This is a genomic window from Mycobacterium sp. NTMscope_Eco_3 (genome assembly GCF_976985685.1).
This window is the reverse complement of record NZ_CDRJYZ010000001.1, coordinates 4,249,912-4,264,609: the sequence shown is the minus strand read 5'-3', so window position 1 is coordinate 4,264,609 and position 14,698 is coordinate 4,249,912. Positions and strand designations below refer to the sequence as shown.

Below are 14,698 nucleotides of genomic sequence, written 5' to 3'. Positions count from 1 at the left end.
TAGCCAGGGGCGACAACGTTCCCTGTGAACTCTCTCAGGGCCGCTACTTGATCTCGGCGAGCACCGTGCCCTGCGTGATGGCGGCGCCGGCCTCGACGGCGAGCCCGGTGATGACCCCGTCCTTGTGCGCGGTGACCGGGTTCTCCATCTTCATCGCCTCGAGGACGACCACCAGGTCGCCGGTGGCAACCTCCTGGCCTTCCTCGACCGCGACCTTGACCACGGTGCCCTGCATGGGCGCGGTGACCGCGTCGCCGGAGGCGGCCGCACCGGCGTGCGCCCCCCGCTTGCGTGGCTTGGGCTTCTTGCGGATGACACCGGCCTCGCCGCCGCCGGAGCCGCCGTTGGACAGCGCCAGATCGCCGGGCAGCGACACCTCGAGCCGGCGGCCGCCGACCTCCACGACGACCTTCTGGCGGGGCCGGGCGTCCGCCTCCTCGTCCAGGGGCTCGCCGCCGGTGAACGGTTCGATCGTGTTGTTCCACTCGGTCTCGATCCAGCGCGTGTGGACCGAGAAGCTCTCGCCGTCACCGATGAACGCCGGGTCGCTCACCACGGCGCGGTGGAACGGGATGACCGTGGCCAGCCCCTCGACGTGGAATTCGTCCAGCGCGCGGCGGGAGCGGGCCAGCGCCTCCTCGCGGGTGGCGCCGTAGACGATCAGCTTGGACAGCATGGAGTCGAACTGGCCGCCGATCACCGAGCCGGCCTCGACGCCCGAATCCAGCCGGACGCCGGGCCCGGTGGGGATGTCGTAGCGGGTGACCGGTCCCGGCGCGGGCAAAAAGCCCCGTCCGGCGTCCTCGCCGTTGATCCGGAACTCGATGGCGTGCCCGCGCGGGGTGGGGTCCTCGGTGAGGTCCAGCTTCTCGCCGTTGGCGATCTTGAACTGCTGCAGGACCAGGTCGATGCCGGCGGTCTCCTCGGTGACCGGGTGCTCGACCTGCAGGCGCGTGTTGACCTCCAGGAAGGAGATCAGGCCGTCCTGGCCGACCAGGTATTCGACGGTCCCGGCGCCGTAGTAGTGGGCCTCCTTGCAGATCCGCTTGGCGGACTCGTGGATCTCCTTGCGCTGCGCGTCGGTCAGGAACGGCGCGGGCGCCTCTTCCACCAGCTTCTGGAACCGGCGCTGCAGCGAGCAGTCACGGGTGCCGGCGACGATGACGTTGCCGTGCTGGTCGGCGATCACCTGCGCCTCCACGTGGCGCGGCTTGTCCAGGTAGCGCTCGACGAAGCACTCGCCGCGGCCGAACGCCGCGACGGCCTCACGGGTGGCCGACTCGAACAGGTGGGGAATCTCTTCGATGGTGCGGGCCACCTTCATGCCGCGGCCGCCGCCGCCGAAGGCCGCCTTGATCGCGATCGGCACGCCGTATTCCTTGGCGAAGGCCACCACCTCGTCGGCGTCCTTGACCGGGTCGGGGGTGCCGGGCACCAGCGGGGCCTGGGCGCGGGCGGCGATGTGGCGGGCGGTGACCTTGTCGCCGAGATCGCGGATGGACTGCGGGCTGGGGCCGATCCAGATCAGGCCCGCGTCGATGACCGCCTGGGCGAAATCGCCGTTCTCCGACAGGAATCCGTAGCCGGGGTGGACGGCGTTGGCGCCGGACTTGGCCGCCGCGTCGAGGAGCTTGCCGAAGTCCAGGTAGGACTCCGCGGACGTTTGACCGCCCAGCGCGAACGCCTCGTCGGCCAGACGCACGTGGGGCGCGTCGGCGTCGGGTTCGGCGTACACCGCCACGCTGGACAGGCCCGCGTCGCGGGCCGCGCGGATCACCCGGACAGCGATCTCGCCGCGGTTGGCGACGAGGACTTTGGAGATCCTCGAGCTGGCGTGACTGGCCACAGCGCCTCCTGTATGGCATCGGTCGCAGACGTATTTCTGCGGGCTTCTCTAAGAGAATTTCTTACAACGAGTTCTCGGGAAGTCTAAGCGCCGCGCCGTTGGGCCGACGAGGCGGTCCGGGTTTACCCGGTCGGCTCGCGCAGCCTGCGCTTGATGCGGGCGAGCATCGCCGAGAGGCCGCGCAGCCGTAGCGGACTGATCAGCGCGGCCAACCCGAGGTCGTCGTAAAAATCCTCGGGCACCGCCAGGATGTCGGCGGCGGGCTGCTCGTCCAGACCGGTCGCCAGGATCGACGCGAAACCCCGGGTGGTCGGCGATTCGGCGGGCGCGCTGAAGTGCAACCGCACCCGGTTCGGGTCGCTGGCGTCGACGTGCAAGAACAGCGGGGTCTGGCACTCGGGCACCGGCTCCATGGCCCGCTCTTCCAGCTCGGGCGGCAGGTCCGGCAGCTCGTCGGCGAATTCCAGCAGCAGCTTCAGCTTGTCCTGGCCCTCGACCTCGGCGAAGTCGGAGACCACCTCGGCCAGCGGCGCGGGCATGCTCATGGCGCACCCATCAGACGGAGACGCGCCCCGGTGCGGGCCCCGGTGCTGGTCCCGGTTCCTGGCCCGCGACGATCGGGGTGCGCACGGTGTTGCCCCATTCGGTCCACGATCCGTCGTAATTGCGCACGCCGGGCTTGCCCAGCAGGTGCGTCAGGACGAACCAGGTGTGGCTGGACCGTTCGCCGATGCGGCAGTACACGACGGTCTTGTCGTCCGGCTCGAGGAAGCCGTAGAGCTCCTCGAGCTCGTCGCGGCTGCGGAATCGGCCGCTCTCGTCGACCGCCTTGGCCCACGGGATCGACCGGGCGGTCGGGATGTGGCCGCCGCGCAGCACGCCCTCCTCGGGGTACTCGGGCATGTGGGTGCGCTTGCCGGTGTACTCGTCCGGCGAGCGCACGTCGATCAACGGCTGGCTGCCGAGAATCTCCAGCACGTCGTCCTTGAACGCGCGGATGGGCTCGTCGTTGCGCGTGACGACGGGGTAGCCGGTGGACGTCTTGGTGGGGACGTCCAGCGTGGTCTCCCGGCGTTCGGCCAGCCACAGGTCGCGGCCGCCGTTGAGCAGGCGCACATCCGGGTGACCGAAAAGCGTGAACACCCACAGCGCATAGGCGGCCCACCAGTTGCTCTTGTCGCCGTAGATCACCACGGTGTCGTCGCGGGCGATGCCCTTGCGGTCCATCAACTCCGCGAACTGCGCGCCGTCGATGTAGTCGCGGACCCGGGGGTCGTTGAGGTCGGTGTGCCAGTCGACTTTCACCGCGCCGGGGATGTGGCCCACGTCGTAGAGCAATACGTCCTCGTCGGACTCGACGATCACCAGGCCGGGGGTGCCCAGGTGGGCGGAGAGCCAGTCGGCGGTGACCAGTCGCTCGGGGTGGGCGTAGTTCGACAGTGTCGGGCTTGGATCGGGGGGTAATGCCACGTTGCCGAGCCTACTCATCCCGGGATTTCGTCACCAACGTCGACGTGTTGTCGCCGATTCGCCCCCATCGGCCCAACGAGTCGACGCTCGGGGTCAGTTCGCCGCCCACAGCGCGGCCACCGACAGCCCGGCCCGCCCCAGCAGGGTCCGCAGCAGCGGCAGGCTCACGCCGATCACGTTCGACGGGTCGCCTTCGATCTTGTCGACGAACCAGCCGCCCAGGCCGTCGAGGGTGAAGCCGCCCGCCACGTGCCACGGTTCGCCGCCGGCCACGTAGGCGCTCAGATCGGCATCCGTCGGATCAGCGAAATGAACTGTGGTGCAAGCGGATTCGACCTCACGATGGGTGATTGCGCCGTCGGACAGCCGCAGCAGACAGTGCCCGGTGTGCAGCCCGCCGGACCGCCCGCCCATGAGGCGCCACTGGCTCGCAGCGGCGTCGGCCGACCCGGGCTTGCCGCACAGCCGGCCGTCGAGGAAAAGCATCGAATCACAGCCAATGACAACGCAATCGGCCGCGACGCCGCCGTCCAGCTCGCCGGCGACCTGTTCGGCCTTGGCCCGGGCCAGGCCGCACACGACGTCACTCGGCGAGGCGTCGGGCCCCAGCGCGGCCGCGACCGCGTCTTCGTCGACGCCGGACACCACCACCAGCGGATCGACGCCCGCCTGACGCAACACCTTGAGCCGGCCGGCCGAGGCCGACGCCAGCACCAGGCGGGTCAATGCCTCATGTGCGTCATTTGCTGCATGGTCAGCCGCTGGTAGTTCGACATCGCGAACCGCAGCCGGTCGACCGGGAGGCCCCAGCGGGTCTCCTCGGGCTGTTCGGGCTCCGGCCCGCCGCCGGCACAGCCCAGCACCGCGACCAGCGCGGCCACCTCCTCGAGGGTGGGTTCGCCCCTGAGGATCTGGATGTGCGGCTCGTGCGCCTCGGGCGCGGCTTCGGTTGCCGCAGAACCGTTTTCGTCGTTCTGACTCACAGGAGCCGAATTGCTCGTCTCGTTCCCGTCGCTCACTGCGTTCGCTCCGCTCGCTCGACTCACAGCGGAATGTTCCCGTGCTTCTTGGGGGGCAGGTGGGCGATCTTGCGTTCCAGCAGGCGCAGCGCCGTGCCGATGTAGCCGCGGGTGTGCGACGGCGGGATCACCGCGTCGACGTAACCGCGCTCGGCCGCGACGTACGGGTTGACCAGGGTGTCCTCGTACTCCTGCTGCAATTCCAGCCGCAGCGCGTCGACGTCCTTGCCCTCCTTGGCCGCCTCGGAAAGCTGCTTGCGGTAGACGAACCCGACGGCGCCGGAGGCCCCCATCACGGCGATCTGCGCCGACGGCCAGGCGATGTTGACGTCGCAGCCCATGTCCTTGGAGCCCATGACGCAGTAGGCGCCGCCGTAGGCCTTGCGGGTGATGACGGTGATCTTGGGGACGGTGGCCTCGCCGTAGGCGTAGAGCAGCTTGGCGCCGCGCCGGATGATGCCGTTGTATTCCTGGCCGGTGCCCGGCAGGAAGCCCGGCACGTCGACCAGCATGATGATCGGGATGTTGAAGCAGTCGCAGGTCCGCACGAACCGGGCCGCCTTCTCCGAGGCGTTGATGTCCAGGCAGCCGGCGAACTGCGTCGGCTGGTTGGCCACGATCCCGACCGGCCGGCCGTCGATGCGGCCGAACCCGACGACGATGTTCTGCGCGTAACCCCCCTGGACTTCCAGGAATTCGTCGTCGTCGAGGATGCGGGTGATCACCTCGTGCATGTCGTAGGGCTGGTTGGGCGAGTCCGGGATCAGCGTGTCCAGCTCGAGGTCCTCCTCGGTGAGGTTGTCCTCGATGGCGCCCGGCGGGTGCGGCTCGGCGTAGCGGGGCGGGTCGGTCGCGTTGTTGGGCGGCAGGTAGCTCAGCAGGTCGCGGACCCAGTCGAAGGCGTCCTGCTCACCGGAGGCGACGTAGTGCAGCGTGCCCGACTTGGCCATGTGGGTGTGGGCGCCGCCCAGCTCCTCCATGGTGACGTCCTCGCCGGTGACGGTCTTGATGACGTCGGGCCCGGTGATGAACATCTGGCTGGTCTGGTCGACCATGACCACGAAGTCGGTCAGCGCGGGGGAGTAGACGTGCCCACCGGCGGCGGCCCCCATGATCAGCGAGATCTGCGGGATGACGCCGGAGGCCAGGATGTTGTTGCGGAAGATGCGGCTGTAGAGGCCGAGCGAGACGACGCCCTCCTGGATGCGCGCCCCAGCGCCGTCGTTGATGCCGATCAGCGGGCGGCCGGTCTTGATCGCCAGCTCCTGGACCTTGACGATCTTCTCGCCGTACACCTCGCCGAGGCTGCCGCCGAACACCGTGGCGTCCTGGCTGAAGATGCACACGTCGCGGCCGTCGATGGTGCCGTAGCCGGTGATCACGCCGTCGCCGAGCGGGCGGTTGTTCTCCAGGCCGAAATTCTTGCTGCGGTGCCGGGCCAGCGCGTCGAGCTCGACGAACGAGTCCTCGTCGAGCAGGGCGAGGATGCGCTCGCGGGCGGTCAGCTTGCCCTTGGCGTGCACCTTCTCGACGGCCTCTTCACCCACCGGGTGCAGCGACTCCTCGCGACGCTTGTGCAGTTCGGCCAGCTTGCCCGCGGTGGTGTGGATGTCGATGGTGTGTTCGGCAGCGGGCTCCGCAGTGTGGTCGGTAACGCTCGTCATGGGTGTCGAGCTTAGCGTGGCTGGTAGCCCGTCCCTGTGAAGGGCTTTGACGGTAACCTCCGCTGATGAACGCCGACCCGGTGCGCATGTCGGAACTGGGATCCGATTCCGCCTCCGTGCTGCGGATCATTTCCCACTTCGACCGGCTCCACGAGTCGGCGGCCGACGCCGACACCGTGGTGCGCTGCGCGGCACTGCTGGCCGAATGCCCGGTCGGTGCGCGGTGGGCGTCGGGCACCGTGATCCGTTACGACGCGACGGGTCGCCTGGAACCGGGCTGCGCGCCGGCGCCGGCGCCGGCCGACGAGCCGAGCGTGTGGCTGGAACGCGACGGTCCCGGGCACGCCCTCGATCCGGTGCTGCTCGATCGGTTGGGCCACACCCTGCGCGCGGTGCCGGCACGCGCCGGGGCGTCGGGCGAGTTGCACATCGGGGATCCGGCGCTGCTCGAAGTCGTGCTCTCCGGCAAGGAGCGCCGGGAGGACCGGGCGCGGGCCGTCCGCCTGCTCGGGCTGGACGAAGGGCGCAACATCTGCGTCCTGGCGGTGTCCGCGCACTCGCCACCCGAGGCGCTGCGGATCATCGCGCGGCAGCTTCCGGGCTCGTCGGTGCGCTCGACCGCCATCGGGAACGCGACGGCCGTGCTGTGCCAGGGGCCCATCGACACCCGGGCGCTCTCCGACGGGCTGGAGAGCGCGATCACCACCGCGTTCCCGGGACGGCGGAGCGAGGGGCCCGACCGGGGCCCCTGGGTGGGCATCGGCGCCAGCGTCGAAGCGCTGGCCGCGGCCACGTCGTGGCAGCAGGCTCTGGGCGCGCTGCGCTTCGCGTCGTCGACCGGTTATGGCAGGCGCGCCGTGGCCTACGAGCGGCTCAGCGCGCTGGAGCTGTTGGCCGATATCCCTTTGGAACGGGTGCACCGGCAGCGAGATGTGTTGCGGATCAACGAGATTGCCGCGACGCCGACGGGCGCGCTCGACGTCGACACCGTGGAGGCCTTCTTCGTGTTCGGGTCGCTGCGGCGCACGGCCGCCGAACTGCATCTGCATCACAGCACCGTCGCGGCGCGGCTCGCACATGTCGGGTCGCAGATGGGATGGGATTTCAACGATCCGATGGACCGGTTCACGGCCACCCTGGTGCTCATGATCCGGCGGATCGCGTTGTCCTCGACCGAACTCGACGAACCGGAAAGGTCCTGACCGACGGTCGTCGGGCGGATCGGCGGATACGGGCGACGGCTGGCGGATGACCGCGGGCCACCGGATTCGTGATGATGACCGCATGGCGATCATCGACCCCAACCGGACCTGGGAACCGCTAGAGAGGCGGTTGGCCGAAACCACCAACGAGCGGCACCGGGCGGTGCTGAGCGTGGTGATCGAGCACATGAAGGCCGAAGCCGCACCGGATTTGGGGCGGTTGATGGCGACGCTGAGCCCCGAGCCCGCCTACCACTTCTGGCACGGGGCCCAGGATGTCGGCGCGAAAACCACCGACGGGGTGCGCAGCTACTACGTCGACTTCCTGGCGACCCGCACCAACATTCTCGAGTTCGAGGTGCAGCGGCTCGTCGTCGACGATGACTGCCTGGTGACCGAGGGTCTGCTCAAGCAGCTCTACCCCGCCGCGGAGCTGACGCGCATCCTCGGGATGCCGGTCGACGACCCCGACGGGGATTACCTGGTGGTGTTCCGGCAGCTGCTGCTGTGGCCAATCGACCAGAGCGGCAAGATCATTGGTGAGGACTCCTACAACCCGGGCGTGGTCAGCGTGACCAAGCTGTCCCGCGACGAGCTGCCGCAGGAGTACCTGGACCTCGTGCACGCGTCGGCCTGAGATGCGCGCCGACATCGCGACGATGCTCCTCGATCGCCTCGGTGACCAACACGTCGGGCTGCGCACCCGTGACCGCGACTGGACCTGGGACGACGTGGTCCGCGAATCCGCCGCGCGCGGCGCCTTGGCCCTGTCGATGCGCCGCAGATCGTTTGCCCAGGCCCCGTTTCACATCGGGGTGCTGCTGGACAACGTGCCCGACTTCGTCTTCTGGCTCGGCGGCGCGGCGCTGGTGGGGGCGACCGTGGTGGGCATCAACCCGACCCGCGGTGCCGCCGAGCTGGCCGCGGAGATCCGGCAGACGGATTGCCAGCTGATCGTCACCGACGCCGCGGGGCTGCAGCGATTACGCGACCTGGACCTGGACCTGGAACCGGACCGGTTCCTGCAAGTCGACGACCCCGGCTACCGCGGGCGCATCGATGCCCACCGCGGTCACCCCGCCGTCGCGGCCGGCGTGGGCCCGGAGTCGTTGTTCCTGCTGCTGTTCACCTCGGGGACGACGGGCGCGTCGAAGGCGGTCAAATGCAGCCAGGGGCGGCTGGCCTGGATCGCGCACACGGCCACCGAGAAGTTCGGGCATGTCCGCGACGACGTGGACTACTGCTGCATGCCGCTGTTCCACGGCAACGCGATCATGGCGCTGTGGGCGCCGGCGCTGGCCAACGGCGCCACCGTCTGCCTGACCCCGACCTTCTCGGCGTCGCGATTCCTGGCCGACGTGCGGTATTTCGGTGCGACGTTTTTCACCTACGTGGGCAAGGCACTCGCCTATCTGATGGCCACACCCGAGCGGCCCGACGATGCCGACAACCCACTGGTCCGCGGCTTCGGCACCGAGGCGTCACCGGATGACCAGGCCGAGTTCCGGCGCCGCTTCGGCGCGGAGCTGCTGGAGGGCTATGGCTCGAGCGAGGGTGGCGGCGCCGTCTCGCACGCCGCGGACGCGCCACCCGGGGCGCTGGGCCGGCCGGCCCACCCCGGCGTCGCGGTGGTCGATCCGCAGACGCTGACCGAGTGCCCGCCCGCGCTGCTCGACGAACACGGCCGGGTGCGCAACCCCGACGAGGCCGTCGGCGAAATCGTCGACAAGTCGGGCACCCGGACGTTCGAGGGCTACTACAACAACGACGACGCCGACGCCGAGCGGATCCGCAACGGCTGGTATTGGACCGGCGACCTCGGGTACCGGGACGAGGCGGGCTTCCTGTACTTCGCCGGCCGCCGCGGCGACTGGATCCGGGTCGACGGCGAGAACACCTCCGCCCTGACGATCGAGCGTGTCCTGCGCCGGCACCCCGACGTGGTGGCGGCCGGGGTTTATGCGGTGCCCGACCCGCGATCCGGCGATCAGGTGATGGCGGCCCTCGAGGTGGCCGATCCCGAGAAGTTCGACGCCGCAGGTTTCGCCGCCTACCTCTGCGATCAGAAAGACCTGGGCAGCAAGGGCGCTCCCCGGTTCCTGCGGCTGTCGACGAGCCTGCCCGTCACCGGCTCCAACAAGGTGCTCAAGCGCGTGCTGCAACGCCAGCGCTGGCACACCGACGAACCGGTGTATCGGTGGGCCGGGCGGGGAGCGCCCGCGTACCACCGGATGAGCGCCGACGAAAAGCGCTCGCTCGACGCGGAATTCGCGTCGCACGGCCGGCAGCGCTACCTGTGAGCGCGGCGAGGTAGTCTCCGCTGATGGACGCCCGCCTGTTGGGAACCGCGGACTGGACGGCCGAGTGCGACGTACTGGTCGCGGGATCCGGCGGTGGCGGCGTCACCGGCGCGTACACCGCGGCGCGCGAAGGCCTCGACGTGCTCCTGGTCGAGGCGACGTCCAAATTCGGTGGCACCACGGCGTATTCCGGCGGGGGTGGCGTCTGGTTCCCGTGCAATCCGGTGCTGCTGCGCGCCGGCACCGACGACACCATCGAGGACGCGCTCACCTACTACCACGCGGTGGTCGGCGATCGCACGCCGCGCGAACTGCAGGAAACCTACGTCCGCGGCGGCGCGCCGCTGATCGAGTACCTGGAGGCCGACCCGAACCTGAAGTTCGTGCCGTTGCCCTGGCCCGACTACTACGGCAAGGCGCCCAAGGCGCGCCTCGACGGCCAGCGCCACATCGCGGCCAAGCCGCTGGCGGTGGCCGCCGCCCCCGAATTCCGCGACGCGATCCGCGGGCCGCTGGACACCGACCGGCTCGGCGCCGAACCGCCGTCCGACTACTACGTCGGGGGCCGCGCGCTGATCGCCCGCTTCCTCAAGGCCATCGGCCAGTACCCGAGCGCGTCGCTGCGGCGCGACACCGCCCTGGTCGAACTCGTGGTGTCCGACGGCAGGGTCACCGGCGCGATCGTCGAGACCGGCGGGCAGCGCGGCGCCATCCGCGCCCGCCGGGGCGTGCTGCTGGCCGCCGGGGGCTTTGAAGCCAACGACGAGCTGCGCCGCGCGTACGGGGTGCCGGGCGTGGCGCGAGACACCATGGGCGGACCGGGAAGTCGCGGCCTGGCGTTGCAGGCCGGCATCGCCGCGGGCGCGGACACCGACCTGCTGGACCAGGCGTGGTGGTCGCCGGGCATGACCCATCCCGACGGCCGGTCCGCCTTCGCGCTGTGGTTCACCGGCGGCATCTTCGTCAACCAGGACGGCGACCGGTTCGTCAACGAGTCCCGGGCCTACGACCGGGCCGGCCGCGAGATCATCGCGCAGCTGGCCGACGGGTCGATCACGTTGCCGTACTGGATGATCTACGACGACTCCGAGGGCGAGGTGCCGCCGGTCAAGGCGGCCAACGTCTCCCTCGTCGAGACCGAGAAGTACGTGGCCGCCGGCCTGTGGCACTCCGCGGACACCCTCGAGGAACTGGCCGCCAAGATCGGCGTGCCGGGGGAGCGGCTGGCGGCAACGGTCAAGCGGTTCAACGATTTTGCCGCCTCCGGCGTCGACGAGGACTTCGGCCGCGGCGACGAGGCATTCGATCGCGCGTTCTCGGCGGGCGCGTCGCCGCTGGTGCCCATCGTCACCCCGCCGTATCACGCCGCGGCGTTCGGCATCTCGGACCTGGGCACCAAGGGCGGCCTGCGCACCGACGCCGCGGCGCGGGTGCTGGACAGGTCGGGCCACCCGATTCCAGGCCTGTACGCGGCGGGCAACACCATGGCCGCGCCCAGCGGCACCGCGTATCCCGGCGGGGGCAACCCGATCGGAACCAGCATGCTGTTCAGCCACCTGGCCGTGCTGGACATGCGCGCCCGTCGGCCCTGAGTTCTGATATGGGGTGCTGATATGGGGTGTTGCTTTGTCAAGTGGCAGGGTGAAGCGGCGGCCACGACCGTCGTCGCGGCCGCCGCTTCGTTGGCCCGATAGGTGTGACGCGGCGTCGTGTCGACGCTGGGTCAGTCTGATATGCGCGGGTTGGTTACCGCAGGACGGGACTTTCGGCATGAGCGGTTCGCTGGTCTAGGGTCTAGGGTAGATGCGTTGTGCTGCAATGTATCTCCTCATAGAACTGACGCGTGTCGCTCAGTCAAACGCTTTGCCTGCGTCGTCTCTGTCGGGACAATTGTGGTTACTTAGCCGTCGAGAACGGCCACCGACCAGCACCAGCCGGCCAGTTCACGAGCGATCGCGGCGTTGGCGATCACTGGCCGTTTGTGACGCTGATCGAAGCGGACCCAGCGGGTATGCAGGCGTCGATTGGCGGCGTGACTGCGCGCCCGCAGGGCAGGTGTGGCCGTCGCCCAGCGGCGTCGCAGACGTTGGCTGGGCCGATAGGGCTTGCGGTGGTGCCAAGCCGACTCGATCAGCAATCGACGGACATGACCATTGCCGGTCTTGGTCAGCCCGCCCTGAGCGCGTGTATCGCCAGAGGAATACTCCGTAGGGACCAGGCCGACGTAGGCGCCGATCGTGCGGCCTGTGAAGCGGGTCCAGTCACCAATCTCGACGGCCAAACCGAATGCAGTCAGTGTGGAGATTCCTCGCAGGCACTGCAGGCGTTCGGCGACGCCGGTGAACTCCGAGTCGGCGGCCATCTCGGCGATCGCGTGATCGAGCCTGTCGCGGCGATCAACGGTGGCCAGCATCGCATCGAATGCGGCGTCAAACGCCGCCTGCTGGCCGACATTGCCGAACTGCTGTTGACGTAACCATTGTTCGTGTTTACTCGTCCAGGCTTCACCGCCGTGGTAGACAATCCCTTGCCGCAGAAGCAGTTTCGATATCCGGTGGCGTGCGCTCATCAGATCGCCGCGGCAATCCTCGCGAGCACGGACCAGATCTCGGGCAGACTCTTGGGCCGGCGAGGGAATCGCCACGGACACCACTTCGCCCAGATGAAGGAGCCGGGCCAAGTGCCGCGCATCACGCGCATCGGTCTTGACCCGATCGCCAGCGGGCCGGATCAGCTTCGAGGGCGCCAACACCTGGCAGTCGATCCCGGCCGCGAGCAAAGCCCGCGCCAACCCAAATCCCGTCGGTCCCGCCTCATACACCGCATTGACCGGCCCCGGCAACGACCGAGCCCACTCGAGGATCTCCCCGTGGTGCGGAGTCATCCGGCGCTCGATCACCTCGCCGGTCTCACCATCCAACGCACACCCGAACACCGATCGTGCGTGCACATCCAAGCCAACACTCGTACGCTGACGTATCACTGGGGCCTCCCAAATCTGTGGCTCTACCGGCCAGGACCCACTTCCTGACGGCAACCCACGATCACATTTGAGCGAGGCCCCAGCCCACCCATACCGTCTAGGCTGGGTCCGGTGACAGACCGAGATCAACTTCGAGCACCACTGGACGCCGCCGCGCTGCGCGCCGAGTTGATCGGCACCGGGCTGGGCTGGCGTCAGCTCGACGTCGTCGAGCAGACCGGGTCCACCAACGCCGACCTGCTGGCGCGGGCGGCGTCGGGCGCCGACGTCGCGGGTGCGGTGCTGATCGCCGAGCACCAGACCGCCGGCCGGGGGCGGCACGGCCGCGGCTGGTCCGCCACCCCGCGCGCCCAGATCACGATGTCGGTCGGTGTCAGTGTCGTCGACGTCCCGAGCACCGGGTGGGGGTGGCTGCCGCTGGCCACCGGGGTGGCGGTGGTCGACACCGTCGCTCCGCTGCTGGAAGGGTCCGGGGCCCGGGTGGGGCTCAAGTGGCCCAACGACGTGCTGGCCGGGCCGGCGGATTCGCCGGGCAAGCTGGCCGGAATTCTCGCCGAGGTGGCAAAGCCCGTGGTGGTTATCGGCTTGGGGCTCAACGTGACTCAGTCCGCCGACGAGATCGACGGCCCCGGCGCGACGTCGCTGCTCGATCTCGGCGTCGCCGAACCCGACCGCACCCGGCTGGTGTCCGCCCTGCTGCGGGAGCTGGGACGGCGGATCGTGGCCTGGCGCGCCGCGCGCGGCGCCGACTGGGCGTTGGCCGCCGACTACCGGGCGCGCAGCCTGACCCTCGGCAACCGGGTGCGCGCGCACCTGCCCGGCGGCAAGCAGATCGATGGGACCGCCACCGCCATCGACGACCAGGGCCGGCTGTGCCTGGAAAGCGGCGGGCAGACCGCCGTCGTCGCGGCCGGCGATGTGGTGCATCTGCGGTAGTGGCGATCGCAAGCGCGGCGTAGCCGGGCGCAGCGGGTCGCCACCATCTGCGGTAGTTACGCCTGGGCTGTCGCGTCGCGCGGCTAAGGTCGGCGGGCATGGGCTATCCGGACAATGTGCTGGCCGCCGGCGAGCACGTCATCGTGCACCGCCACCCGCACTGGAAGCGGTTGATGTGGCCGGTGCTGGTTCTCATGCTGGCGACCGGGCTGGCGGCGTTCGGCTCCGGCTACCTCAACTCGACGCACTGGGAGCAGCTCGCCAAGAACATCATCCACGGCGTCATCTGGGGGATCTGGCTGGTGATCGTCGGGTGGCTGACGCTGTGGCCGTTCGGAAGCTGGCTGACCAACCATTTCGTGGTGACGAACCGCCGGGTGATGTTCCGGCACGGGGTGTTGACGCGCACCGGAATCGACATCCCGCTGGCCCGCATCAACAGCGTGGAATTCCGCGACCGCATCACCGAACGGATGTTCCGCACCGGGACGCTGATCATCGAGTCGGCGTCACAGGATCCGTTGGAGTTCTACGACATTCCGCGGCTACGCGAGGTGCACGCGCTGCTGTATCACGAAGTCTTCGACACCCTGGGCTCCGAGGAATCGCCGAGCTGACCCAGCCGCCCGGCCCGATTGCGCCAGGCGCGCAGCAGGGTGACGTTTCCGCCCTCGATCTCGTCTTCGAAGATCTCGGCAATACCGCCCGCGGTGAGCGCCGATTCCAGGGCCTTGTCGGGCGTGCGGGCAAACTGGTCCGGAAATACCCAGCGGCGAAACGCCCAGAAGCGGAACGCCATCTGCAGCAGGTTTCCGATGATGTAGGCCGAGATGAAGTCGGCCAGGTTTTCCACCGCCAGCGACACCGTCGGCACGCGCAGTTGCAGCACGTAGCTGGAGAACCACAGCGGCGCCATGGACAGCAGCACCCCCACGCCGCTGAACGCGAAGAACAGCAGGGCCTCGTGGTGGCGCTCGCGCCCGCCGCGGTTGCGGAAGCTCCATTCCCGGTTCAGCACGTAGGACGCGATGACCGCCACGATGCCGGCGATCACCTTCGCGGTGACCGGTTTGGGTTCAAGAATTGTCAGCTTGAGGGTATAGAAAATCGCCGAGTCGATGACGAACGTCGTTCCGCCGACAATGGCGAATTTGATCAGTTCGTGGTGGCGTAGCAAATAGGGCTGCAAAACCCTTGGCAGACGCGCGATCGTGGCTTCAGCGAAGGACACAACACGTCAGTGTACGGACGGACACAAATTCGACGCAAAATCGTACA

14 protein-coding genes are annotated in these 14,698 nt (G+C 69.1%); 6 read left to right on the top strand and 8 right to left on the bottom strand.

What is annotated here, in order from left to right:
• Positions 1-43: 43 nt before the first annotated feature.
• The 6 genes from AC0KTM_RS19620 to AC0KTM_RS19595 form a co-directional block, all read right to left on the bottom strand.
• Positions 44-1,846, bottom strand: coding sequence for an acetyl/propionyl/methylcrotonyl-CoA carboxylase subunit alpha (locus AC0KTM_RS19620; protein WP_225329569.1), 1,803 nt, complete (start codon positions 1,844-1,846; stop codon positions 44-46).
• A 122-nt stretch (positions 1,847-1,968) separates the two neighbouring features.
• Entirely contained in the window at positions 1,969-2,391 is a 423-nt protein-coding gene (locus tag AC0KTM_RS19615) for a SufE family protein (protein WP_225329568.1), read from the bottom strand.
• Positions 2,392-2,401: 10 nt separating this feature from the next.
• Positions 2,402-3,316, bottom strand: a complete 915-nt coding sequence (locus tag AC0KTM_RS19610; protein ID WP_225329567.1) for a sulfurtransferase — start codon at positions 3,314-3,316, stop codon at positions 2,402-2,404.
• A gap of 93 nt (positions 3,317-3,409) precedes the next feature.
• Positions 3,410-4,042: a Maf family protein gene (locus tag AC0KTM_RS19605; RefSeq protein ID WP_225329566.1), complete on the bottom strand. Its 633-nt coding sequence runs from the start codon at positions 4,040-4,042 to the stop codon at positions 3,410-3,412.
• Positions 4,039-4,335 (bottom strand): acyl-CoA carboxylase subunit epsilon, encoded by a 297-nt coding sequence (locus AC0KTM_RS19600; protein WP_238956712.1) that lies wholly within the window; start codon positions 4,333-4,335, stop codon positions 4,039-4,041. The genes AC0KTM_RS19605 and AC0KTM_RS19600 overlap by 4 nt, the downstream gene beginning before the upstream one ends.
• 23 nt (positions 4,336-4,358) lie before the next feature.
• A complete protein-coding gene (locus AC0KTM_RS19595) occupies positions 4,359-5,999 on the bottom strand; it encodes an acyl-CoA carboxylase subunit beta (protein WP_238956711.1) in 1,641 nt (546 codons plus the stop codon).
• Between the two features lie 65 nt (positions 6,000-6,064).
• Between AC0KTM_RS19595 and AC0KTM_RS19590 the strand changes: the two genes are divergently transcribed.
• The 4 genes from AC0KTM_RS19590 to AC0KTM_RS19575 all read left to right on the top strand — a co-directional run bounded on the left by AC0KTM_RS19590 (position 6,065) and on the right by AC0KTM_RS19575 (position 11,093).
• On the top strand, positions 6,065-7,201 hold the full coding sequence (locus tag AC0KTM_RS19590) for a PucR family transcriptional regulator (protein ID WP_238956710.1): 1,137 nt from the start codon (positions 6,065-6,067) through the stop codon (positions 7,199-7,201).
• A gap of 82 nt (positions 7,202-7,283) precedes the next feature.
• Positions 7,284-7,838 carry a nuclear transport factor 2 family protein gene (locus AC0KTM_RS19585; protein ID WP_472408524.1) on the top strand — a complete coding sequence of 185 codons (555 nt, stop codon included), beginning with the start codon at positions 7,284-7,286 and terminating at the stop codon, positions 7,836-7,838.
• 1 nt (position 7,839) lies between these two features.
• Positions 7,840-9,501: a steroid-22-oyl-CoA synthetase gene (gene casI / locus AC0KTM_RS19580; protein WP_472416461.1), complete on the top strand. Its 1,662-nt coding sequence runs from the start codon at positions 7,840-7,842 to the stop codon at positions 9,499-9,501.
• A gap of 23 nt (positions 9,502-9,524) precedes the next feature.
• Positions 9,525-11,093: an FAD-binding protein gene (locus AC0KTM_RS19575; RefSeq protein WP_238956707.1), complete on the top strand. Its 1,569-nt coding sequence runs from the start codon at positions 9,525-9,527 to the stop codon at positions 11,091-11,093.
• A gap of 308 nt (positions 11,094-11,401) precedes the next feature.
• Here the strand turns inward: AC0KTM_RS19575 and AC0KTM_RS19570 are convergent, their stop codons facing one another.
• Complete coding sequence (locus AC0KTM_RS19570; protein ID WP_472417520.1) at positions 11,402-12,484, bottom strand: IS110 family RNA-guided transposase; 1,083 nt, start codon at positions 12,482-12,484, stop codon at positions 11,402-11,404.
• 111 nt (positions 12,485-12,595) lie between these two features.
• Here AC0KTM_RS19570 and AC0KTM_RS19565 point away from each other — a divergent pair, with 111 nt between their 5' ends.
• Positions 12,596-13,420, top strand: coding sequence for a biotin--[acetyl-CoA-carboxylase] ligase (locus tag AC0KTM_RS19565; RefSeq protein WP_238956706.1), 825 nt, complete (start codon positions 12,596-12,598; stop codon positions 13,418-13,420).
• A 98-nt stretch (positions 13,421-13,518) separates the two neighbouring features.
• Positions 13,519-14,037 (top strand): PH domain-containing protein, encoded by a 519-nt coding sequence (locus AC0KTM_RS19560; RefSeq protein WP_238956705.1) that lies wholly within the window; start codon positions 13,519-13,521, stop codon positions 14,035-14,037.
• Here the strand turns inward: AC0KTM_RS19560 and AC0KTM_RS19555 are convergent.
• Positions 13,992-14,651, bottom strand: coding sequence for a GtrA family protein (locus AC0KTM_RS19555; RefSeq protein WP_008259906.1), 660 nt, complete (start codon positions 14,649-14,651; stop codon positions 13,992-13,994). The two genes, AC0KTM_RS19560 and AC0KTM_RS19555, sit on opposite strands and share 46 nt — an antisense overlap.
• Positions 14,652-14,698: the final 47 nt, after the last annotated feature.